General features: G+C 57.8%; 20 protein-coding genes. 10 read left to right on the top strand and 10 right to left on the bottom strand.

What is annotated here, in order from left to right; translation table 11 throughout:
• Positions 1 to 65 precede the first annotated feature (65 nt).
• The 3 genes from GOV38_RS02905 to GOV38_RS02915 form a co-directional block, all read right to left on the bottom strand.
• Positions 66 to 875, bottom strand: a complete 810-nt coding sequence (locus GOV38_RS02905) for a glutamate racemase (RefSeq protein WP_171207559.1) — start codon at positions 873 to 875, stop codon at positions 66 to 68.
• 8 nt (positions 876 to 883) lie between these two features.
• Positions 884 to 1759, bottom strand: coding sequence for a lysophospholipid acyltransferase family protein (locus GOV38_RS02910; protein WP_171207560.1), 876 nt, complete (start codon positions 1757 to 1759; stop codon positions 884 to 886).
• A 77-nt stretch (positions 1760 to 1836) separates the two neighbouring features.
• Positions 1837 to 5256: an indolepyruvate ferredoxin oxidoreductase family protein gene (locus tag GOV38_RS02915; protein ID WP_171207561.1), complete on the bottom strand. Its 3420-nt coding sequence runs from the start codon at positions 5254 to 5256 to the stop codon at positions 1837 to 1839.
• Positions 5257 to 5427: 171 nt separating this feature from the next.
• Between GOV38_RS02915 and GOV38_RS02920 the strand changes: the two genes are divergently transcribed.
• The 5 genes from GOV38_RS02920 (at position 5428) to grxD (ending at position 12209) form a co-directional block, all read left to right on the top strand.
• Positions 5428 to 6336, top strand: a complete 909-nt coding sequence (locus GOV38_RS02920; protein ID WP_171098807.1) for a LysR family transcriptional regulator — start codon at positions 5428 to 5430, stop codon at positions 6334 to 6336.
• A gap of 278 nt (positions 6337 to 6614) precedes the next feature.
• Entirely contained in the window at positions 6615 to 8870 is a 2256-nt protein-coding gene (locus GOV38_RS02925; RefSeq protein ID WP_171207562.1) for a mechanosensitive ion channel family protein, read from the top strand.
• Positions 8871 to 9049: 179 nt separating this feature from the next.
• The gene (gene purL, locus GOV38_RS02930; RefSeq protein WP_171207563.1) at positions 9050 to 11209 is read left to right on the top strand and encodes a phosphoribosylformylglycinamidine synthase subunit PurL; all 2160 of its coding nucleotides are present in this window, start codon (positions 9050 to 9052) and stop codon (positions 11207 to 11209) included.
• Positions 11210 to 11356: 147 nt separating this feature from the next.
• The gene (locus tag GOV38_RS02935; protein WP_039530494.1) at positions 11357 to 11593 is read left to right on the top strand and encodes a BolA/IbaG family iron-sulfur metabolism protein; all 237 of its coding nucleotides are present in this window, start codon (positions 11357 to 11359) and stop codon (positions 11591 to 11593) included.
• Positions 11594 to 11846: 253 nt separating this feature from the next.
• Positions 11847 to 12209 (top strand): Grx4 family monothiol glutaredoxin, encoded by a 363-nt coding sequence (grxD, locus tag GOV38_RS02940; protein WP_171098797.1) that lies wholly within the window; start codon positions 11847 to 11849, stop codon positions 12207 to 12209.
• Here the strand turns inward: grxD and GOV38_RS02945 are convergent.
• The 3 genes from GOV38_RS02945 to GOV38_RS02955 are packed head-to-tail and all read right to left on the bottom strand — an operon-like array spanning position 12206 to position 13694.
• Complete coding sequence (locus GOV38_RS02945) at positions 12206 to 12556, bottom strand: MliC family protein (protein ID WP_171207564.1); 351 nt, start codon at positions 12554 to 12556, stop codon at positions 12206 to 12208. The genes grxD and GOV38_RS02945 overlap by 4 nt on opposite strands.
• Positions 12553 to 12948 (bottom strand): cell division protein ZapA, encoded by a 396-nt coding sequence (locus tag GOV38_RS02950; RefSeq protein WP_171098793.1) that lies wholly within the window; start codon positions 12946 to 12948, stop codon positions 12553 to 12555. The genes GOV38_RS02945 and GOV38_RS02950 overlap by 4 nt, the downstream gene beginning before the upstream one ends.
• Positions 12948 to 13694, bottom strand: coding sequence for a hypothetical protein (locus tag GOV38_RS02955; RefSeq protein ID WP_171207565.1), 747 nt, complete (start codon positions 13692 to 13694; stop codon positions 12948 to 12950). The genes GOV38_RS02950 and GOV38_RS02955 overlap by 1 nt, the downstream gene beginning before the upstream one ends.
• A 247-nt stretch (positions 13695 to 13941) precedes the next feature.
• On the opposite strand from GOV38_RS02955, the gene tkt reads away from it, so the two are divergent.
• On the top strand, positions 13942 to 15966 hold the full coding sequence (tkt, locus tag GOV38_RS02960; RefSeq protein ID WP_171207566.1) for a transketolase: 2025 nt from the start codon (positions 13942 to 13944) through the stop codon (positions 15964 to 15966).
• 55 nt (positions 15967 to 16021) lie between these two features.
• Here tkt and GOV38_RS02965 read toward each other — a convergent pair whose 3' ends face one another.
• Positions 16022 to 16981, bottom strand: coding sequence for a DUF808 domain-containing protein (locus tag GOV38_RS02965; RefSeq protein ID WP_171207567.1), 960 nt, complete (start codon positions 16979 to 16981; stop codon positions 16022 to 16024).
• Positions 16982 to 17163: 182 nt separating this feature from the next.
• Here GOV38_RS02965 and gap (GOV38_RS02970) point away from each other — a divergent pair, with 182 nt between their 5' ends.
• The 3 genes from gap (GOV38_RS02970) to gap (GOV38_RS02980) all read left to right on the top strand — a co-directional run bounded on the left by gap (GOV38_RS02970) (position 17164) and on the right by gap (GOV38_RS02980) (position 19467).
• Positions 17164 to 18165 (top strand): type I glyceraldehyde-3-phosphate dehydrogenase, encoded by a 1002-nt coding sequence (gene gap, locus GOV38_RS02970; protein ID WP_171098786.1) that lies wholly within the window; start codon positions 17164 to 17166, stop codon positions 18163 to 18165.
• A gap of 72 nt (positions 18166 to 18237) precedes the next feature.
• Positions 18238 to 18381: a hypothetical protein gene (locus tag GOV38_RS02975; protein ID WP_171098784.1), complete on the top strand. Its 144-nt coding sequence runs from the start codon at positions 18238 to 18240 to the stop codon at positions 18379 to 18381.
• Positions 18382 to 18462: 81 nt separating this feature from the next.
• Positions 18463 to 19467, top strand: a complete 1005-nt coding sequence (gene gap, locus GOV38_RS02980) for a type I glyceraldehyde-3-phosphate dehydrogenase (RefSeq protein ID WP_171212966.1) — start codon at positions 18463 to 18465, stop codon at positions 19465 to 19467.
• On the opposite strand, the gene coaD is transcribed toward gap (GOV38_RS02980), so the two are convergent.
• From coaD to GOV38_RS02995, 3 genes are all read right to left on the bottom strand, one after another.
• The gene (gene coaD, locus GOV38_RS02985) at positions 19459 to 19950 is read right to left on the bottom strand and encodes a pantetheine-phosphate adenylyltransferase (protein WP_171207569.1); all 492 of its coding nucleotides are present in this window, start codon (positions 19948 to 19950) and stop codon (positions 19459 to 19461) included. The two genes, gap (GOV38_RS02980) and coaD, sit on opposite strands and share 9 nt — an antisense overlap.
• Positions 19951 to 20033: 83 nt before the next feature.
• Positions 20034 to 20471, bottom strand: coding sequence for a CBS domain-containing protein (locus tag GOV38_RS02990; RefSeq protein WP_171207570.1), 438 nt, complete (start codon positions 20469 to 20471; stop codon positions 20034 to 20036).
• Between the two features lie 62 nt (positions 20472 to 20533).
• Positions 20534 to 21436, bottom strand: a complete 903-nt coding sequence (locus tag GOV38_RS02995; protein ID WP_171207571.1) for a LysR family transcriptional regulator — start codon at positions 21434 to 21436, stop codon at positions 20534 to 20536.
• A 104-nt stretch (positions 21437 to 21540) separates the two neighbouring features.
• On the opposite strand from GOV38_RS02995, the gene GOV38_RS03000 reads away from it, so the two are divergent.
• A complete protein-coding gene (locus GOV38_RS03000; RefSeq protein ID WP_171207572.1) occupies positions 21541 to 23040 on the top strand; it encodes a CoA-acylating methylmalonate-semialdehyde dehydrogenase in 1500 nt (499 codons plus the stop codon).
• The last annotated feature ends 37 nt before the right edge of the window (positions 23041 to 23077 follow it).

The following is a 23077-nucleotide window of genomic DNA, read 5'->3' on the forward strand; positions in this document are numbered from 1 at the left end:
GTCACGACCGCCGATGCGACGGTCATTGGTCTAAGGGTCAGGAGTTGCGCCGTCCTTGATACAGGTCAGGCGGCTTCAAACTTGATTTGTCGTCGGAGGAACTGCGTGGCGCGGTCGCTGACCACATCGGGCTTGCCCGTCGTCAGAAACCCGCCCGGAGCGTCGCCCAACATGTTGGGATGACGCTGCAAATAGTCGCCCAGACTATCCGCCACCAGCGTTCCCTGACTGTACACCTGAACATCCGGTCCCAATGCCTTCTGGAACGCCTCAGCCATCAGCGGATAATGCGTACAGCCCAGAATGGCCGCCTGAGGCGACGGCATTTTGCGTTTCAGCGCGTCCACATGACTGCGCACCAGGGCTTCGGCAAGGATCATGTCACCGTCTTCGATGGCATCGACCACGCCCCCGCAGGCCTGTGCTTCGACATCGACACCAATGGCCCGGAACGCCAATTCGCGTTGAAAAGCACGGCTGGAAACCGTGGCCGGGGTGGCAAACAAGGCCACATGCTGTACCTTGACCTCGCGCGGGGGCGAGTTGTCGCCCCATTGGCGTTCGGTCAAAGCCTCGATCAAAGGCACAAAAACCCCGAGCACGCGCTTGCCTTCGGGCACGCCTTCTTCCTGCATCCGCCGCAACGCCGCTGCGCTGGCAGTGTTGCAGGCCAGAATGACCAGATTGCACCCGCGCTCCCACAGGTCATAAACCGCGCGGCGCGTCAGTTGATAGATATCTTCCGCGTCGCGCACACCATAAGGCGCGTGCGAACTGTCGGCGTAATACAGGAAATCCACGTCGGGCAGCCGTTGCTGCGCGGCGTTCAGAACGGTCAGTCCGCCCAAACCGGAATCAAAGATACCTACTGCCATGTCTTAACTCAGGCGCGATGCCGTTCCTCGAATTCATAGCCATAGTCATACGACTTCAATGGCGTCGGAGACAGCTCATACGTGGCTTTGCGCAGGAAATCCATCATCTTGCGCGTGTCTTTGCCCAATGGGTCCAAAACATCACGACCAATTGGCTCACCGATCACCACCTTGACCGGAGTATCGACGCGCTTTTTGAACTCTTTGATCAACAACCCCATCCGCAAAGTGCTGTGCAGATGGCTGGCGATCTGGAACAGGCGCGAGGTGTGGCCGTCAAAGAAAACAGGCACAACGGTCGCGTCAGATTTGGCCACCATCCGCGCGGTGAACCCGCGCCATCCGGGGTCCATGGGGTGCGAGAACGGCTTTAACCCAGTGCTGACCGTGCCACCCGGAAAAATCCCAATGGCCCCCCCCGCACCCAGGTAGTTCAGCGCGGTTTTACGTGTCTCGAGGTTCAGCTTCATCGCCTCTTTCGTTTCGTCAAACGAGATCGGAAGGATGATGCGATTCAGATCTTCGGCCTTGCGAAAGACCCGATTGGCGAGGATTCGAAAATCCCCGCGCGTTTGGGACAAGATATGTCCCATCATCAACCCGTCGAGAATGCCATAGGGATGGTTTGCGATCAGGATCAGCGGGCCGTCCTTGGGAATGCTTGACAGCGCGCCACCAACGATGTCCAAACTCAGCCCATAGCGGTCGACCATCACCTGCCAGAAGTCCCGGCCAGACGCGACTTCCCGATCATATCCATCCGCGCGTTTGATCAGACGCAAACGTCCTGTGGTGTTCTCGATCAGTTTGATCACCATCCGCCCACCCTTGGTTTCGGCGGAATAGGCATAGGAAATGTCACGAACAACATGACGCGAGCGCATTGTGGTCTCCGGTTTGCGGCCTGCTTGTTATTTTATGTGACAGATTTGCCCAAGTAACGTGACAAGGGCGTGAAGCTTCACTCTGCCGCAGTCTTTAACTCAGGACCGCCCGACCGGATCAGCGCCAATAACTCTTCCCTTCGCTTTGCTGCTTTGGCCTCATTGGCCGCAAGGACCGGGCCAAACCCGCGGATCTCAAGGGGCAGCTTTGCCAATGCCTCAATCGCGTCGCGTGTTTCAGAAGTCAGTTTGGGCAGAACCTCCTTCATGTCCTTTTCGTACTGTTTGATCAGCGCCCGTTCCATCCGGCGCTCGGCAGTACGGCCAAACGGGTCCAGCGGCGTGCCGCGCAGGGATTTCAAACGCGCCAGCAGCTTGAACAGCCTCAGATACCCTTCACCAAATGCCTTTTTGACAGGACGCCCGTCAGAACCGGCCTTGGACAGAACCGGCGGTGCCAAGTGGAAGGTCATTTTGAAATCGCCATCAAACTCGGCCCGCGCCTTTTCGCGGCTGCCCAGCAAAAGACGCGCGACCTCGTATTCGTCCTTGTAAGACAGCAGCTTGTGATAACCTTTGGCGACAGCCTCTTTGACAGCCTCATCTTCGATTGAATTGACCAGTTTGGTGTATTTCCTGGCCAATCGGGCGCTTTGATACTGTGTCAGGTGATCGGCACGGAATGCGATCAATTGATCCAGCGTCTTGGGCAGGGATGTTACGTTCGGTGCAAGGATCTTTGCGACCTCTTCGGGATGCAAGACAGCCCAGCGGCCAACGGCAAAGGCGCGTTTGTTGCGCTCGACCGCTGTGCCGTTCAGGTCAATGGCCTGTTCGATTGCGTCCCAGGACAGCGGAATCAGACCACGCTGCCAAGCCGCGCCAAACACCATCATGTTGGAATAGATCGAATCCCCCATAACCGCGCGAGCCAGGTCCGAGGCATCAAAGAGATCCACATCATCCTTCAGACGCGCCTTGAGCGCCAGCTCCAACCGGTCGCTTGGGATCTGAAATTCGGTATTGCGGGTGAAATCTCCGGTCACGATCTCATGGCTGTTAACGACCGCGCCGGTCTGGCCCTGACGGGTTAGCCCCAAGGTCTTGGCCCCGGCTGACACAACCAGATCGCCCCCGATCAGCGTATGCGCCTCGCCTGTTGCCACCCGGATGGCGCTTATGTCCTCGGGGTGCTCTGCCAGGCGGCAATGGATGTGAACCGCGCCGCCTTTTTGCGCCAGCCCCGCCATTTCCATCATTCCAGCGCCTTTACCATCGATCTGCGCGGCTTGTGCCAGAAGCGCACCGATGGTGACAACGCCGGTACCGCCGACACCGGTAATTACGATGTTATGGGTTCCCTTGATGACTGGCAGTTCGGGCTCGGGCAGATCGGGCAGATCAATTTCAGTGGTTGCCTCTTTGCGGATTGTCGCGCCTTCCAACGTTACAAAAGACGGGCAAAACCCTTTGAGGCAAGAGAAATCCTTGTTGCAACTGGATTGGTCAATGGCCCGTTTGCGCCCAAGCTCGGTCTCTTTCGGCACGATGGACACGCAGTTCGACTGCACCCCGCAATCGCCGCAGCCTTCGCAAATGTCGGTGTTGATGAACACACGCTTGTCTGGGACCGGGAAGGTGCCCCGCTTTCGCCGCCGGCGTTTCTCTGCAGCGCAAGTCTGCACGTAGACGATGACCGAAACCCCCTCAATGGCACGGAACTTTTCCTGAACCTGCATTAGTTCGGCCCGTTCATGCGTCTCGACATCCGAGGGCAAAGCCTTGAGGTTCACATCTTCCTTTTCGTCATAAACCAGCGCCACGGTTTTGACGCCCATGGCGCGCACTTCGTCCACGATCCGTTCCGCAGTCAGACCCCCTTCGTTGCCCTGCCCGCCCGTCATGGCAACCGCGTCGTTGAAAAGGATCTTGAAGGTGATGTTGGTGTCATTGGCCAAAGCCGCCCGGATCGCCTGAACGCCCGAATGGTTATAGGTGCCGTCGCCCAGGTTCTGGAACACATGCTCTGTGGTGGAAAACGGCGCTTCACCGATCCAGTTCGCTCCTTCACCGCCCATCTGGGTGAACCCCGTCGTCTCGCGATCCATCCACTGCACCATGTAATGGCATCCGATTCCGGCATAGGCCCGGCTGCCATCGGGCAGTTTGGTCGAGCTGTTATGGGGGCAGCCCGAGCAGAAATAGGGCACACGTTCAGCAATGTTCTGAGCATTATCGGCGCGACGCGCCTCGGTCAGCTTGCTGAGACCTGCACGGATACCGTCCGTTTCGCGGCCTTCTTCGATCAGGATATCACCCAGTTTTTCGGCGATCATGATCGGATCAAGCGCGCCGCGCGTCGGGAACAGTTCTTCCCGGTGCAGCGCCCCGGCCCCGCCTTTGTACCAGCCGTAAACGCGCCGCCCGCGCCGGTCGTCAAAGATAGCCTCTTTGACCTGCACTTCGATCAGCTTGCGCTTTTCTTCGATGATAACGATCAGGTCCAGACCTTCGGCCCAATCGTGAAACCCTTTCATATCTAACGGGAACGTCTGGCCGATTTTATAGGTTGTGATCCCCAGGCGCTCGGCCTCGGCCTCATCAATGTTGAGCAAAGACAAGGCATGCGTCAGGTCCAGCCAGTTCTTGCCCGCAGCCACCAGCCCGATCTTGGCCCCCGCTTTGCCCCAGACGCGTTTGTCCATCCGGTTTGCGTGCGAAAAGGTTTCCGCCGCAAAGCGCTTGTAGTCGATCATCCGCGCTTCTTGCAGGTGGGGCGTATCGCCCAGGCGAATGTTCAAGCCTCCTTCGGGCATATCAAATTCAGGGATCACCACTGAGGCCCTGTCTGGTCTGCCATCGACGACCGAGGTGACCTCGATCGTGTCTTTCATTGTCTTGAGCCCAACCCAGACACCGGCAAAGCGGCTGAGTGCAAAGCCGTAAATGCCATAATCCAGGATCTCTTGTACACCGGCGGGGCTGACCACCGGCATATACATGTCGACCATCGACCATTCCGACTGATGCAACACGGTCGAGCTTTCGCCCGTATGGTCATCGCCCATCGCCATCAGGACACCGCCCAAAGCGGCCGTTCCTGCCATGTTGGCGTGGCGCATTACGTCACCTGATCGGTCAACGCCGGGGCCTTTGCCATACCAAAGCCCAAAGACGCCATCGTATTTGCCGTCGCCGCGCAAACCGGCCTGTTGACTGCCCCACAGTGCCGTGGCGGCCAGATCTTCATTCAACCCGTATTGAAAGGTGACGTCGTTTTCCAGCAGTTGCCTCTGCGCCCGGTTCATCTGCTGATCAACCGCGCCCAAGGGTGAACCTCGGTATCCGGTGACCAGTCCGGCGGTGTTCAGCCCTGCTGCGCGGTCCCGCTCTTTCTGCATCAGCATCAGACGTACAAGCGCTTGTGTGCCGTTTAAAAGAATCGGACTTTTGCTTAGATCGAACCGGTCATTCAGCGATACTTTTGGCTGACTCATTCAGACGTCTCCCCTCGTCGGAAAATACTGCCACATTGTTCATCTATTTTAGGTCATATATTCTGACCTGTATAGGGAATTTCCGCTCGCACGTTTCCGATTCCGGGTTTGCGTGTGGAATTTGTTACCTGTTTCATATAGGTCGGCCAAAGAATAACGAAAGTTGCAAAGATGGATTGGGACAAGCTTAGAATATTTCACGCGGTCGCGGATGCGGGCAGCCTCACGCATGCGGGTGACAAGCTCAATTTGTCTCAATCCGCCGTGAGTCGTCAGATCCGAGCGCTGGAAGAATCGCTGGATGTGACCCTGTTTCACCGTCATGCACGGGGTCTGATTCTCACCGAACAGGGCGAGCTTTTGTTTGATGCAACCACGGCCATGTCCAAGCGGTTGGACACAGCCGCCGCGCGCATCCGTGACAGCGAAGACGAGGTCTTTGGCGTTCTGCGCGTCACCACTACCTTTGGCTTCGGTACCCTGTGGTTGGCCCCGCGCCTGCCCAAGCTTTACGAGCAATATCCCGACCTGAATATCGACCTGATGCTGGAAGAACGGGTGCTGGATCTGCCCATGCGTGAGGCTGACGTTGCCATCCGTATGAAAGAACCCAGCCAGGCCGATCTGGTGCGCAAACGCCTGATGACCGTTCAGATGTTGCTTTATGCCACCCGCAGCTATCTTGATGCGCATCCCGAGCCTTTGGAAAGCCTCGAGGACATCTCGAAACACCGTCTGATCTGTCAAACGCCCTCTGCCCCGCAGGTCGGGGCCAGCGCCACTTTGGTGCGCCACCTAATGACCTATAACCCCGGGTCGTTGCTGACAGTAAACAACTATTTTGGTGTTCTGCAGGGTGTTCTGCACGATCTGGGCATTGGCGTTCTGCCTGACTATGTAACCGAGGATTTCCCCGATCTTGTGCCGGTTCTGCCCGATATCGACAGCACCGACGTGCCGGTCTATCTCGCCTACCCCGAGGAACTGCGCCATTCCAAACGCATCGAAGCCTTCAGGGATTTTGTGCAGGATGAAATTATCGCGCATCGCAAACACCTGAGGCAGTTGGGAAAAATCTAGCTATGCACTCACGACATAGCGGGCATGTTTTATTAACCAGTTAAAAACCTTGATCGTTCACCAAGTGATCCCTAAATGAGCAATCGAAGGCGGTGATGCTGAAACGCTCATCATCTTCATACCTCCCTGTTGGACTACGGCCGAGCTTAGTGCTCGGCCTTTTTTTTGGTTTTTTGGTTTTGCATGCGCCCAGGGCTGTGAAACTGCTGGGAAATTTCAGTTCACATGCCTATGATCCCGAAAAAACAATCAAATTTATTGTGATCGAGGACAACTCAATGCGCCACACCCTTCGCCTTTTGGCGGCACTAATTTCATTGGTGCTGCTGGTCGGACCATTGCAGGCCCAAGTGCCATCAACATCATCAAGCTCTGCCCCGACAACAGTGACCATCCCCGAGGACCTGACACCCGAACAGGTCGATGATCTTGTCGCGCGCATGTCGGATGATCAGGTACGCTCGATCCTTTTAGAGCGCTTGGATGCGGTAGCCGAGAAAAACGCGGCGGAAGCTGAAGATCGCGAAGATCCCATCACCGAGATCAATGAGATCTGGGCCGAGATGGTCGCCTCCTGGACACATGTCTTTGTCACTATTCCCAACATCTTCAGTGCGCAGGCCGAGGCCGTTAGCAACTTCGTCGGCACGTTTGGCAGCAATGGCGCACTTTTGTTGCTAGGGTTAGTGGCCAGTGTTCTGATTGTAGGGTTCATCGCGGAAAAGCTGTTTGGGCTTTTTACTCGCAAGTGGCACGCGAAATCAGATGTCGCTTCAGAGAACGATCTGTGGGGTGCCGTCAGGTATCTGTTTGTCCGGTTTTGTCACGAGATCGCTGGTCTGGTCGTGTTCTACGTGGTCATACGCGCGGTTGGACGTGGCCTTCTGACACCCGAGCAGATCGTCTATGCTGCTCCGTTTGTGTTCTATCTTATCTGGATTCCGCGTTTGGGTGCAGCAGCGTCGCGCTTTGTGTTGGCCCCGAACAAGCCCGAATACCGTTTGGTGAATATCGACGACCATTGGGCGAAATACCTGCATCGCAACCTGATCGGCCTGCTGATCCTGATCGGCTTCACTCTGTTCCTGCTGCACTTCAATCGTTTGAACGGCATCACCGGTGGGGAAACACGCATCGGGTTCTGGCTGAACGCGGGCATTCACATCTATATCGGTCTGATTGCCTGGACCGCGCGGGATGGTCTGACCCAGATGATGCTGGGCACAGACCCTGACCACACCAAGTTCGACGAGGAAGTAGCTCGGTATTATCCCTATTTCGCCATTGCAGTGTCGGCAGTGATCTGGCTGTTGGTCGAGTTTCTGGCAGCACAGCGTGACCCGGTTATTCGCGCAATACTCCTGTCGGGTGCTCATTTCACCACCATGTTCTGGCTGCTGATCGCACCGGCGCTGGATACACTGATCCGGGGTCTTGTGCGCCACCTGCAGCCACCCATGATGGGTGACGGCCCAGTGGCGGAACGCGCTTACCGCTCGACCAAACGCAGCTATATCCGGATTGGCCGCGTTATCGCGGGGATTCTGGTGATCCTGATGATCGCCAAAGCCTGGAACCTGAACCTTCAGGAAATCGCAGGTGGTGGCGCTGAAGAAGGCAGCCGTTTGATCCAGTTCTTCATCATTGCGGCCATTGGCTACATCCTGAACGAACTTGTCTCGCTTTGGATCAACCGTCGCTTGGCCAAGGAGCAGACTGCGGCAGAACAGAGCCCGGACGAAGAAGCCGGTGAAGGCGGTGGTTCGGGCGGGTCGCGTCTGGCCACGGTCCTTCCGCTGCTTCGCGTGACCGCGCAGGTGGCGATTGCAGTGATCTTCGCTCTGCTCGCGCTTGGGGCTCTGGGTCTGGACATCACCCCGCTGCTGGCCGGTGCCGGTATCCTGGGTCTGGCCATCGGTTTTGGTGCACAGAAACTGGTCTCGGATATCGTGGGCGGTATCTTCTTCCTGATCGATGACGCGTTTCGCGTGGGCGAATATGTCGATGTGGGTGGCACTGCGGGTACGGTCGAAAAGATCTCGATCCGGTCGATGCAACTGCGTCACCACCGCGGCCCGGTGCACACGATCCCTTATGGTGAGATCCAGAAGCTGACTAATTTCAGCCGCGACTGGGTGATCATGAAACTCAAGTTCACCGTTCCTTTCGATACCGACCCCAATAAGGTCAAAAAAATCTTTAAGAAGATCGGCGCCGAGATGATGGCGGATGAAACCCACAAAGATGGGTTCCTGCAACCGTTCAAATCTCAGGGCGTCTTTGACTTTGACGATGTTGGCATGATCATCCGCGGTAAGTTCATGGCCAAGCCCGGCAAGCAGTTCACCCTGCGCAAAGAGATCTTCAACCGGGTCAAGGCAGCGTTCAACGAAAACGGTATCGATTTTGCGCGCCGCGAGGTACGCGTTGCGATCCCAGGTCTGGACGAGGCCGAGGCGCTGACGGAAGAACAAAAGGCGGCAGTAGGCGCTGCGGCGGCCGACGCTGCAAACAAGGCGCAGAATCCGGCTTAACCACCGTGTCGCAGCCGGTGGCGCTCGCAAGACGCCACCACAGAATAGACGGAACCGGCCCCATCGTCGGTTCCGTTTTTCTTTGCCGCTACCAACCTGCGCGGGTTTGGCTCTTTCCACAGCCCGCGCCTTGCCCTAAAAGGCCCGCAAACTCGGCCCATTTGAACACAGGACAGACGATGCAAGAGCCCGCCATCACACCCGATCTGATTGCTGCACATGGGCTCAAGCCCGAGGAATACGACATGATCCTCGAGATCATCGGGCGTGAACCAAGCTTCACCGAACTGGGCATCTTTTCGGCCATGTGGAATGAGCACTGCTCGTACAAATCCTCCAAGAAATGGTTGCGCACCCTGCCCACATCGGGCCCGCAGGTGATCTGTGGCCCGGGGGAGAATGCAGGCGTTGTTGATATTGGTGACGGTCAGGCCGTTGTCTTCAAGATGGAAAGCCATAACCACCCCTCGTACATCGAACCCTATCAAGGTGCGGCCACGGGTGTGGGTGGCATTCTGCGTGACGTCTTCACCATGGGCGCGCGCCCCATCGCCTCGATGAACGCGCTGTCCTTTGGCGAACCCGGGCACCACAAGACCCGTCAGTTGGTGAACGGCGTGGTGGAAGGCATCGGCGGTTATGGCAACTGCTTCGGCGTACCTTGCGTGGGTGGAGAGGTCCGGTTTCACCCGGCCTATAACGGCAATTGCCTTGTAAATGCGTTCGCCGCAGGCCTCGCAGACAGTGACAAGATCTTCTACTCCGCTGCCTCAGGGATCGGGATGCCCGTTGTCTATCTTGGTGCGAAGACCGGTCGTGATGGTGTGGGCGGCGCAACCATGGCCTCGGCCGAATTCGATGACACGATCGAAGAAAAACGCCCCACGGTTCAAGTTGGCGATCCTTTCACCGAAAAGCGCCTGATGGAGGCCACGCTTGAACTTATGCAGACCGGTGCTGTGATCTCGATTCAGGATATGGGTGCTGCGGGCTTGACCTGTTCTGCCGTTGAAATGGGTGACAAAGGTGGTCTGGGTGTACGTCTGGATCTGGAAAACGTGCCCCAGCGCGAAGAGAACATGACCGCCTATGAGATGATGCTGTCAGAATCCCAGGAACGCATGTTGATGGTTCTCAAGCCCGAGCTTGAGGCTGAGGCGCGCGCGGTCTTCGAAAAATGGGATCTGGATTTCGCCATCGTCGGCGAAACAATCGCCGAAGACCGCTTCCTGATCATGCACAATGGCGAGGTCAAAGCCGATCTGGTTCTGTCCAAACTCTCCTCAACCGCACCCGAATATGATCGTCCGTGGGAGCCGACACCGCAGGCTGCGCCGCTCGATGACGTCCCGCAGATCGACCCGATCGACGGTTTGCGCGCGCTTCTGTCTTCGCCCAATTATGCCGGCAAGCAATGGGTCTATGAACAGTACGACACCATGGTCATGGCCGATTCAGCGCGCACGCCCGGCCTGGGCGCTGGCATGGTGCGCGTGCACGGCACCGACAAGGTTCTGGCTTTCACCAGCGATGTGACACCGCGCTATGTGCGAGCCAACCCGGTGGAAGGCGGCAAACAGGCGGTGGCCGAAGCCTATCGCAACCTCACCGCCGTGGGTGCAACGCCCTTGGCCACCACTGACAACCTGAATTTCGGCAACCCCGAAAAGCCCGAGATCATGGGCCAGTTCGTCGGCGCCATTCAGGGCATCGGTGCTGCCGTTGGTGCGCTGGACATGCCCATCGTGTCGGGCAATGTCTCGCTCTATAACGAAACCGATGGTCAAGCGATCCTGCCCACCCCCACCATAGGCGCGGTCGGCCTGCTGACCCACACCGATGAGATCATCGGCAATGAAGTGCGCGAGGGTCACGTGGCGCTGGTGATCGGCGACACCACCGGCCATCTGGGCCAATCCGCCCTGCTGGCCGAGGTCTTCAACCGCGAAGACGGCGACGCGCCGCAGGTTGATTTGGCCGCAGAAAAGCGCAACGGAGATTTCATCCGCGCCAATCGCGAGATGATCAAAGCCTGCACTGATCTGGGTGATGGTGGTCTGGCACTGGCCGCGTTCGAACTGGCCGAAGCCGCAGCCGTCGGCGTCTGCCTTGATGAAGCGCCAACCGAGTTCCTCTTTGGCGAAGATCAGGCACGCTATCTGGTCGCTTGCAACTTTGATCAGGCCGAGGCGCTGATGATCGCCGCCGGTCAGGCGGGCGTGCCTTTGGTATCGGTTGGCCGGTTCACCGGCGACAGCGTCAAGATTGGCAGCGCCGAGGCCCCTCTGGCCGAGCTGACCGATATCTTCCGCACCAGCTTCGCCTCTGCGGTGGCATAAGCACGCCCACCCCTTCTTCTCGTTTCAAATACGGAAAATCCCGCGCTTATCACAGGCGCGGGTTTTCCCGCGCTGCGCCCGCGTCACATCTTGCACGCCCCCGCCCGGCGCTCTACATCTTGGGAAAGACCTTCAGGAGTGACCTACATGCCGATGAGCGCCCACGAGATTGAAACCCTGCTGCGCGAGAGCTTTCCCAACGCGGAAATTCAGGTTGGCGGCAGCGATGGCGTGCACATGTCCGCCATGGTCGTGGACGAGAGCTTTCGGGGCAAAAACCGCGTCCAACAACAGCGCGCGGTCTATGCGGCCTTGAAAGGCAAGATGGATGGCCCAGATGGAGAATTGCACGCGCTGGCGCTGACCACCAAAGTACCGGAGTAAAAATGGACCTGGGGCTGGGCGTTGTCATCGGTATAGCGGTGGTTATTGCGATGACCGTTCTGTTGGGACGGAGCCGAGCCAAAAACGAACCCAAACCTAAGCGGGGATCTCTTCCTGGAACTGGCTTTAGAACGATCCATGCAAACTACGACTCGGGCGGATCCGGGGGCGGGCACTTCACTCAGTACCGCGTTCCCAAAGATCCCCAAGACTACGCCAAAGCGATGATGCCGAAGAGCAAAGGAAACGCGAAATGACCGATGTAAAAACCCAGATCGACGAAACCGTCAAAGCCAATGACGTCGTTCTGTATATGAAAGGCACCAAAGAGATGCCGCAATGTGGGTTTTCGTCCCGTGTGGCCGGCGTGCTGAACTATATGGGTGTTGACTATGCTGACGTGAACGTGCTGGCGGATGAGGCCGTGCGTCAGGGCATCAAGGATTATTCCGACTGGCCGACCGTGCCGCAGCTTTACGTCAAAGGCGAGTTTGTCGGTGGGTGCGATATTATCACCGAGATGACCTTGTCGGGCGAGTTGGACACTCTGTTTGATGACAATGGTGTCACCTACGACAAAGACGCCGCGGACAAAATCCGCGAAGCCAACGCCTAGCGGCTGGAACAGTCCCTGAACAACAGGGTTTCGGGGGCTGTGCTGCCTGCGGGTTGATGGGTGATCGTTGCGTCCCACCCTTTGGACCGCAGCGTAAAGAGCCCATTGGCATCCACCGATTCATACTGGATGCCCGACCCGCTGGGAACCTGACGCATTGCGATCAGCTCTCCGTTCAAAACCAATGCCGCCGCCCCGGACCCATCGGATGCGTTGAAATAGGTGACCGGAATGCGCGTATTGTTTTCGCAATTGAAGGCGACGGAAAGAATGTCGATCTCGGCCAGTGCTGCCGACGCGCCAAGCGACAGCGCGGCAGCCAGAGCCAGTTTGGGCAAGCAGGTCATTTCGTGGATTTCTCCTCGATTACCGCAGCCAGAGCTTCAGCCCGTGCAGCCATTTCCGCCAGCGTATCGGTGACCGATGGCGGCACAACCGCAACCTCGATACGTTCCGGTTCAGGCGGAGGGGCGAGACGATGGCGGTTCAATTCGGCCTCGGTTTCGGCCAGTTTGGATTCAAGTGTTTTCAACCGCTCATCGGATTCGGCCATTTTATCGGCAAGCATCAGCCCCGCCATGAGCAACATCCGCGATTCCGGCATCCGGCCAATCTGATCCGATAATACCTGCGCTTCATCGTCCAGCATCTTGGCTGCGGATTGCAAGAACGCCTCTTCACCTTCCTGGCACGAGACATGAAAGCCGCGGCCACCGATATAAATGGTCACTTCGGGCATTACTCCACCTCTCCCTCGGTCAGTTGTGCGCGCGATAAAAGCGGTTCCAAACGTGCCAGAACCGCATGAGCTTCGGCAGCATCGGTCGCTTGCGCCGCACGTGTGGCTTCAAGCTCGGCAGCGGTGGCTCGGTTCAAAAGCGCAGCGTCCGGCAAACCGTTCTGTGCGGCCGCGCGCAATTCATCCATCGATGCCCTAAGTTGTTCATTGGCTTTGCGCATCCGCTGCAAATCGTCGTCCAACCGGCTCATCGCGGCGCCATGGCTGCTGCGCTCGGCCCGCAGCATCTCAAGCTCGGCGCTCAGCTCTTCTATGCGTTCGCTATCGGCCAGCTCTGCTTTTAGCTGCGCGATTTCCGCCTTCAGCCCATCAACTTCTTCGGTGTTGTCCAAAGCAGCCTTGGCCTCAGCCAATTCCGCGCGCGCCGCTTCAACCGAAGCCAGCGTTGTCTTCGCTTCGGCCAGCTGCTTACGCAGCACATCCATCTCGGGGTCTTTCTCTGGCTCACCCTCTGCCCGCTCCAACTCGGTCCGCAGGTTGTCAATCTCGCTTTGGTGGCGCGTTTCCAGAGTTTTGATCCGTTCATGCAACTCGGCGGTAAGCTGACGTTCCTGGTCAAGCGTCGCGCGCAAACCCTCATCTGAACCGCTGCTCTCCAAGGTCGCTTCTGCCAAGGCGTCGACCCCTGTTCCGATCCGATGCATAGCAACGATAATGCGCCGCTGTAATTCTTCGATTTGGCTCATGCCCCTGTCACCTCTTTGTCAAGGTTCGTATGCGTGGTGACGTCTACGAATCACGCCATGCCATCATCTGTGCCTAGTCTAACGGAATGTATTGGAAAATACCCACTGTTTGCTTTCAAGGGCTTGGGGCGAGTTCTTGAACCAAGCGGCGAGATATCGCCCCGGTTCTGCTTGCACTTTGGCAAGTGAGTGGTATTCAGCGGCGCAACCGCCCGTAACTCATCCGTAATCCAAAGGAACAACGCCCGTGGACCTGACTGCGCTGCGCAAAGCCAACCCCGAACACTGGGACAAGGCTGCGGCCATCCGCACCCTGACCCTTGATGCCGTCGCCGCCGCCAATTCCGGCCATTCCGGCATGCCGATGGGCATGGCCGATGTCGCGACTGTACTGTTCGAAAAGCACCTGAAATTCGATGCAAGCGCGCCAAACTGGCCCGACCGCGACCGGTTCATTCTGTCGGCAGGCCACGGCTCGATGTTGGTCTATTCGCTGCTGTATCTGACAGGTCACGCAGATGTCTCGCTGGATGAGATCAAGAATTTCCGCCAGTTGGGTGCCAAAACCGCAGGCCACCCCGAGAACTTTCTGATCAATGGTGTAGAAACCACCACCGGTCCGCTGGGTCAGGGCATCTCGAACGCCGTAGGTTTCGCCATGGCCGAAGAAATCCAGCGTGCGCAATACGGTAAAAAGATCGTCGATCACTATACATACGTGATCGCTGGCGACGGCTGCCTTATGGAAGGCGTTAGCCAAGAGGCAATCACATTGGCCGGACGGCACGAGTTGAGCAAGCTCATCGTGTTCTGGGACAACAACAATATCACGATCGACGGCACCGTCGATATTGCCGATCGCACGGATCAGGTGAAACGGTTCGCCGCGTCAGGCTGGCAGGTGATCGAGATCGACGGCCACGACCCGCAAGCCATCGATGAAGCCATCACCAAGGCCAAATCGTCGAACAAGCCAACAATGATCGCTTGCGAAAGCCATATCGCGTTGGGCCATGCGGCGCAGGATACGTCGAAAGGTCACGGCGCTTTGACCGATCAGGACCAGCTGAAGGCTGCCAAGGAAAGCTATGGCTGGCCGCACGGTCCGTTCGAGATTCCGTCGGCAGTCAAATCCGCCTGGGAAGCCATTGGGGCTCGGGGTGCTGCGGAACGTGCTGCCTGGGAAGAACGCTTTGCCCAAGTTTCTGAACGCAAACAGGCAGAGTTCAACCGGGCCTATGCCTTCGAGGCACCCAAAAAACTGGCCGGTGCCATCCGCGCCTTCAAAAAACAGATGGCGGAAGAGCAACCAAAGCTGGCCACGCGTGCCTCGTCCGAGAAAGTTCTGAACGTGGTCAACCCGATCATGCCGGAAACCATCGGCGGCTCGGCGGATCTGACCGGGTCGAACAACACCAAATCTGCGGATATGGGCGTGTTCCTGCCGGAAAACCGCAAAGGACGTTATATCCACTACGGTATCCGCGAACACGGCATGGCCGCCGCGATGAACGGCATGGCGCTGCATGGTGGTATCCGCCCCTATGGCGGAACGTTCATGGCCTTCACCGACTATGCCCGCCCGTCCATGCGTCTGGCGGCGCTGATGAAAGTGCCGACGGTCTTTGTGATGACGCATGATTCAATCGGTCTGGGCGAAGACGGACCGACCCACCAGCCGGTCGAACATCTGGCCATTTCACGCGCGACGCCCAATACCTATGTGTTCCGCCCTGCTGATACCGTTGAAACCGCCGAGGCGTGGGAACTGGCGCTGACCTTCAAAGGCAGCCCCTCTGTGCTGTCATTGACCCGCCAGGGCGTGCCCACGGTGCGCAAGGATCACAAGACCAAGAACCTCACCGCACAGGGCGCCTATGTTCTGGCCGAAGCTGAAGGCAAACGTCAGGCCATCCTGATCGCCACCGGGTCCGAGGTGTCGCTGGCCATGGAGGCCAAAGCCTTGCTCGAGGCCGACGGCATCGGCACCCGCGTGGTCTCGATGCCCTGCATGGAGCTTTTTGCCCAACAGGACGAAGCCTACCGCAAACGCGTGCTTCCGGGCGGCCCGGTTCGGGTCGGCATCGAAGCCGCCGTGCGCGAGGGCGGCTGGGATCGCTGGTTGCTTGGCGAACGCGGTCGCGAGGCCAAGGCCGGTTTCATCGGCATGTCCAGCTTTGGCGCCTCTGCCCCTGCGGGCGAGCTGTACAAGCATTTCGGCATTACAGCCGAAGCGACAGTTGCCAAGGTCAAGGAGTTGCTGGGGCTGTAAAACAGACCCAGTTGAACAAGCAAAAGGCGGCCCGTGGCCGCCTTTTTCATTTGGATCAATGGGCGCCGGATTTTCCGAACATCGGCATGATCACCTTGGTCGCCAAGGGGATCAGCACCATTCCCCAGGCCAAACCAAACACACCGTCCATTGTGGCTTTCGAAATCCATTCAACGGCACTTGTCCACTGCTCGGACACCGAATGCCCCAGCGCATAGGCCCAATCGTGGATATGATGGCCCAGCCAGCCAAATCCCAGAACCTCCATACCGTGGATGACAATCGACCCGCCGACCCACAGCATCGCCGCCGTGCCCACGATCGACAGGGTTTTCATCACACCCGGCATCGCCCGCACCAGACCCCGGCCCAGACTGCGCCCAACAGATGTTAGCGCGTTCTGCGCCAGATAAAGACCGACATCATCCATCTTCACGATCAGCGCGACCGAGCCGTATACCGCCACGGTCACACCGATCCCGACAACGGCCAGCGTAGCCGCCTGCATCCAGACGTTAGGAGCCTCAATCGCGGCCAGTGCGATGGTCATGATCTCGGCCGACAGGATGAAATCGGTTTTGATCGCTCCACGCACTTTCTGTTCTTCCAGATGACCCGGATCGCGGTTCTTCAAGTCTTCATCGATTACATGGCTTCCATGGGGAAAAAGCACGTGAAAGATCTTTTCGGCCCCTTCAAAACACAGATACGACCCCCCGATCATCAAGAGCGGTGTGATCAGCCATGGCGCAAAGTTGGCCAGCAGCAAGGCGACGGGCAGAAGCAGAATGATCTTGTTGAATATTGATCCCCGCGCGATACGCCAGATGATCGGCAGCTCTCGCGCGGGGGCAAAACCCTGAACGTATTTCGGCGTGACCGCCGCATCATCAATGATCACGCCGGCGGTTTTGGCCCCGGCTTTGCCGGCCGCTGCCACCACGTCGTCTACCGAAGAAGCCGCAACCTTGGCTATTCCGGCCACATCATCCAGCAGGGCCAACAGACCACTCATCGTTCTTCCTTTCACAACAATCGCCGCACCACGGACCCTATCTGATCCAACAGCTAGCGCAAGCGTTAGCGCAACCGTTCAGGTTTTGCGCTAACACATTGCAAATATGTCGTTTTTACCCTTTTGAGAAATTGGTTTCGTGGCTATATGCCGACCAAAGCAAGCGTATCTGGAGTCGTCCCATGACCATCAAGGTCGGTATAAATGGTTTTGGCCGCATCGGCCGTTGTACCCTGTCGCATATTGCCGCCTCGGGGCGCAATGACATCGAAGTTGTCAAGATCAACGCGACCGGTCCGCTGGAAACCTCGGCGCATCTTTTGAAATACGACAGCATCCATGGACGTTTCCCGCGCGAGATTCGGGTCGATGGCAACACCATGGATCTGGGGCGCGGCCCGATGCGGATGTTTTCGACCTATGACATGAACGAACTGGACTGGGACGGCTGCGACGTTGTTCTGGAATGCACTGGCAAGTTCAATGACGGGTTGAAAGCCAAAACGCATCTCGAGCGTGGCGCCGGTAAGGTTTTGCTGTCGGCCCCCGGCACAAATGTTGACAAGACCATCGTCTTTGGCGTGAACCACAATACGCTGACGGCCAATGACAACATGATCTCGAACGGGTCCTGCACCACCAATTGCCTTGCTCCGCTTGCCAAGGTCCTGGACGAAGGCGTGGGCATCGAACATGGCATCATGACCACGATCCACGCCTATACTGGCGACCAACCTACATTGGACCGCCGCCACAGCGACCTCTACCGCGCGCGGGCTGCGGCAATGTCGATGATCCCGACCTCAACCGGCGCCGCAAAGGCCCTGGGCGAAGTGCTGCCGAACCTCAAAGGCCGCCTTGACGGGTCCGCCATCCGTGTGCCGACCCCGAACGTTTCGGCGGTGGATCTGACCTTCCGCGCCGCCCGCGACACGTCAGCGGCCGAGATCAACGCCATTGTTGAAGAGGCTGCAAAAGGCCCGATGCAGCGTGTTCTGGGATATGAGCCTGCGCCGCTTGTGTCGACCGATTTCAACCACACCGAAGAAAGCTCGATCTTTGCACCGGATCAGACCCGCGTGGTCGATGACCGTATGGTTCGCGTTCTCGCGTGGTACGACAATGAATGGGGTTTCTCGGTGCGCATGGCCGATGTCGCCGTGGCTATGGGTCGCCTTAACTGAGACTTCGGACTTCTCTTGTAGCGTAGCGCCCGCTCAGGTTATCTGGGCGGGCATTTTTCGTTCGGGACAACCATGACCAATCAAATCGCTATCTGGCTTGGGGTGTTTATTCTCGGCGCTCTGATCGTGGATGTCGCATTGTTCGGAACCGAACATCTGCTTTTTCTCGGCAAGAAACTCTACGATTTCCTGGACTGGCTCGCGTTCTGGCGATGACACAGGTTTTCCTTGACATTTGAGCCCATCTGGCTTTGTTAGCGCTAACCAATCTGAACACCCAATCTGGTGGAGCAATCAATGACCCTCAAGCTTGCAATCAATGGTTTTGGACGGATCGGACGCGGCGTACTGCGTGCGGTGATGGAAAGCGGCCGAACCGATGTCGAAATCGTAGCGATCAATGACCTGGGCAAGCCCGAAATGAACGCGCATCTGTTCGAATTCGACAGCGTCCACGGCCGTTATCCCAACCCCGTCAGCCTGAGCGATGCAGGTCTTGACGTGGGTCGCGGCCCCATCCGTCTGAGCAGCGAGCGCAACCCCGAGGACCTGCCCTGGTCGGATATCGATGTCGTGCTGGAATGCACCGGTGTGTTCCGTACCCGCGAGGCGGCGGAGCGTCATTTCAAGAACGGTGCAAAGAAAGTTTTGATCTCGGCCCCGGCTAAAGGGGAAGGCGGAGTGAAAACCGTTGTGTTTGGCGTCAATGACGACCAACTTACCGCGGATGATCTGGTGGTTTCCAACGCGTCTTGCACCACCAACTGTCTGTCACCTGTCGCCGCAGCTCTGGACGCCGGATTGGGCATCAAACACGGCAACATGACCACTGTGCACGCCTACACAGCCAGCCAGCCGGTCCATGACACCGTGGGCAAAGACCCCTACTTGTCACGCGCCGCAGCGCTGTCGATGATCCCGACCACCACCGGCGCTGCTGCTGCTGTTGGTCTGGTGCTGCCACAGCTCCAGGGCAAACTGACCGGTCAGGCGATCCGCGTTCCCACTCCGAACGTTTCGGTAGTTGATCTGGTGGCCGAAGTGTCGCGCCCGACCACCGATGAAGAGGTCAATCAGCTGTTCATCGATGCTGCCGCCAAGATCCCTGGTGTTCTGGCCGCCGAAAGCCGCCCGCTGGTATCGATCGACTTCAACCACGATTCCCACAGCTCGACCGTGTCGCTGGCCGAAACCAAGGTCACCGATGGCACGCTGGTGCGCGTGCTGGCATGGTACGACAATGAATGGGGCTTCTCGAACCGGATGCTGGACACAGCCGCCGCGATGGGCGCGTTAAGCTAAACGTTCTTTCAGCGCGGTACTGACGCGGGGCGTGACGAATTTCGACACGTCCCCTTCAAGCCGCGCGATTTCCTTGACCAGTTTCGACGCAATCGCCTGGTGGCGGGCTTCTGCCATCAGGAACACCGTCTCAATTGAATCGTCCAGCGCGCGGTTCATCCCGACCATCTGAAACTCATATTCAAAATCAGCCACAGCCCGCAGACCACGCACGATGATCTGCGCACCAACGTCGCGTGCGCAGTCGATCAGCAAGTTTTCGAACGGATGGGCTACGATCTCTGTGCCCGTCTGCTCCGTCAGATGGGCACATTCCGCTTCGATCATCGCGACGCGTTCTTCCAGCGAGAACAAAGGGCCCTTATCGCGGTTGATCGCCACACCGATCACCAGCTTGTCCACCAAAGCAGCCGCGCGGCGGATAATGTCGATATGACCCAGTGTGATTGGATCAAAGGTTCCGGGATATAATCCAACCCGCATCGGGCTCTCCTGCGCAACAAAATTTCAGCGCAAGCAAACATATGTTGAGTGCGGGTGCAAGAGGCCTAAACCGCGCGCAGCGCTCAATGCCCCATGATCATGCCTTCCAGCGCATCTTTCTCCATCGCCAGTTCGGACAGCTGGGCCTTAACGACATCACCAAGTGTCACGATGCCAATCAGTTTGCCCTCTTCAACCACGGGCATGTGGCGGAACCGTCCTTCGGTCATACGCGACAAGATCGCTTCGACCTTATCCTGTTGTGTCGCTGTGATCAGATCCTTGGTCATATAAGCGCTGACCGGCTTATCAAGGCATCCGCTGCCGCTTGAAGCCAATTCCCTTACGATGTCTCTTTCAGACAGGATTCCGATAGCGGTTTGGCCTTGATCTTCCGAAACGACAACGGTCCCGATCCTTTTTTCGGCCAGAATTTCGGCCGCTTCGGATACCGTGATATCGGGTTTCACCGTCACAACGCCCTCGGCAGCCTTGGACTTGAGAATGGCCTGAACAAGCATGTGCTAAAACCTCCGGGTATAACCTGCTGTTTTCCAAAACGTTGCCGGAATGCGGGAATGTGTCAAGTTGAACCTTGGGCCTCCAGTTGTGCAACCTCATCGCGTATTCCGCGGATGAGGGTTTGCGCAAAGCGGTTCAGTAACTCGTTTCGTTGATCCCCCTGATGCCGGACCAGATAGAACCCACGGGTCAAACTGATCTGATCCGTCAGGATTTTTCGCAGGTCTGGATGGAACGGCAATGTAAAGTCATGGGCCACACAAACGCCCATCCCCTGCGAGACCTGACGCAGCTGAACCGAGACGGAATTTGATGCAAGTGCAACACGGTCAATGCCCATATCGTTCAGGTAATCCAACTCGCGGTCAAAGATCATGTCGGGAATGTACCCGATCATGCGATGGCCCTTCAGGTCGGTAATCGATTGGATCTGCGCGTGGCCAGCCAGATAGTCTTGCGTGGCCACAAGGTGCAAACGGTAGTCGGTGATCTTCTGCACCAACAGTTTTCCCGCCGTCGGGGCGCTGACCGTCACGGCCATGTCAGCCTCGCGCCGCGACAGATTGATGATGCGAGGTAACGCCAGGATCTGAATATCCAGATCGGGATTGGCATCGCTGATCCGCGCGCAGACCTGTGGCAAAAGATAGTTTGCCGCCCCATCAGGTGCGCCGATGCGGATTTGTCCCCTCAGCGATTGCGTAGGGGCGGAAACCATGCCCATTGCAGCCCGCATCGCCTCTTCGGCTTGCAAGCCATGCTCCATCAATCGTTGCCCGGCTTCGGTCAACAGATAGCCTTGCTGCGACTTGGTAAACAGAACCGCGTTCACCGCTGCCTCAAGTCGCGCGATCCTGCGTCCAACAGTGGCCGGGTCGATCTTGAGCACGCGCCCCGCCGCAGACAGGCTTTCTTCGCGCGCCACAGCCAGCAGGATGCGCATGTCGTCCCAATTGGGGGTCATGAAACCTCTTTTGCATTTTTGCAAAGCTCTTTTGGGATATTGCTTCTGTTCAGGACATTTCTGCAAGCCTATTCTGCGCGCAAATGCATCCGGAGGAGATTGCGATGAATGATCTGACTCATTTTCTGAACGGTGAAATGGCGGTGGGCACTTCCGGCCGTTTCGACGATGTTTTCAACCCGGCAACCGGTGAGGTCCAATATCGCTGCCCGATGGCCAGCGCTTCCGAGACCACAGCAGCCATCGAGGCCGCTGCTGCGGCCCAGCCAGCATGGGGCGCGACCAACCCCCAGAAACGCGCGCGCGTCATGATGCAAATGGTTGCGCTGATGAACCGCGACATGGACAAGCTGGCCGAAGTTCTGAGCCGCGAACATGGCAAGACCATCCCAGACGCCAAAGGCGACCTGCAACGCGGTCTGGAAGTGATCGAATACTGCATCGGCGCCCCTCAGATGCTGAAGGGCGAATATACCGACAGCGCGGGCCCCGGCATCGACATGTATTCCATGCGTCAGCCCTTGGGCGTTGTTGGTTCGATCATGCCCTTCAACTTCCCGGCGATGATGCCGCTCTGGCATGTGGGCCCGGCCCTGGCCTGCGGCAACGCGGTGGTTCTCAAACCCTCCGAGCGTGACCCGTCCGTGCCTTTGATGCTGGCCGAACTTTTTGTCGAAGCCGGCTTGCCCGCAGGTGTGTTCCAGGTTGTGAACGGCGACAAAGAGGCCGTCGATACGATCCTGGACAGCGAGATCATCCAAGGTGTCAGCTTTGTGGGCTCGACCCCCATCGCGCAGTATATCTACAGCCGTGCCACCGCGAATGGGAAACGAGCCCAGTGCTTTGGCGGTGCCAAGAACCACATGATCGTGATGCCGGACGCCGACATGGATCAGGCGGCGGATGCTCTGGTTGGCGCTGGTTTCGGCGCGGCGGGCGAACGCTGCATGGCGGTTTCCGTGGCCGTTCCGGTGGGCGAATCCACAGCCGACGCGTTGATCGAAAAACTGGTGCCGCGCATCGAAAAGCTGAAGGTCGGCCCCTATACCGCAGGCGATGACGTGGATATGGGCCCGGTCGTGACCGGAGCCGCCAAGGAACGCATTCTGGGCCTGATCAACTCGGGCGTGGAACAGGGTGCGAAGCTTGTGGTCGATAACCGTGACTTTAGCCTGCAAGGCTATGAGGACGGGTTCTTTGTTGGCCCCCACCTGTTTGACCATGTCACGCCCGATATGGACATCTACAAGCAAGAGATCTTTGGCCCGGTCCTGTCGACCGTGCGCGCCGGTTCCTACGAAGAGGCCATTGGTCTTGCGATGGATCACGAATATGGCAACGGCACCGCGATCTTTACCCGTGACGGTGATACAGCGCGTGATTTCGCCAGCCGGATCAATATCGGCATGGTCGGCATCAACGTTCCGATCCCGGTGCCGCTGGCCTATCACACCTTTGGGGGCTGGAAGAAATCCATGTTTGGCGACCTGAACCAACACGGGCCGGACAGCTTCAAGTTCTACACACGCACCAAAACCGTAACGGCCCGTTGGCCGTCCGGCATCAAAGAAGGTGGCGAGTTCAACTTCAAAGCGATGGACTGAAGTCGCAACAAATAACGTATCTGAAAAGCGGCCCCAG

The organism is Ruegeria sp. HKCCA5839, assembly GCF_013035585.1.
GTDB lineage: Bacteria > Pseudomonadota > Alphaproteobacteria > Rhodobacterales > Rhodobacteraceae > Ruegeria.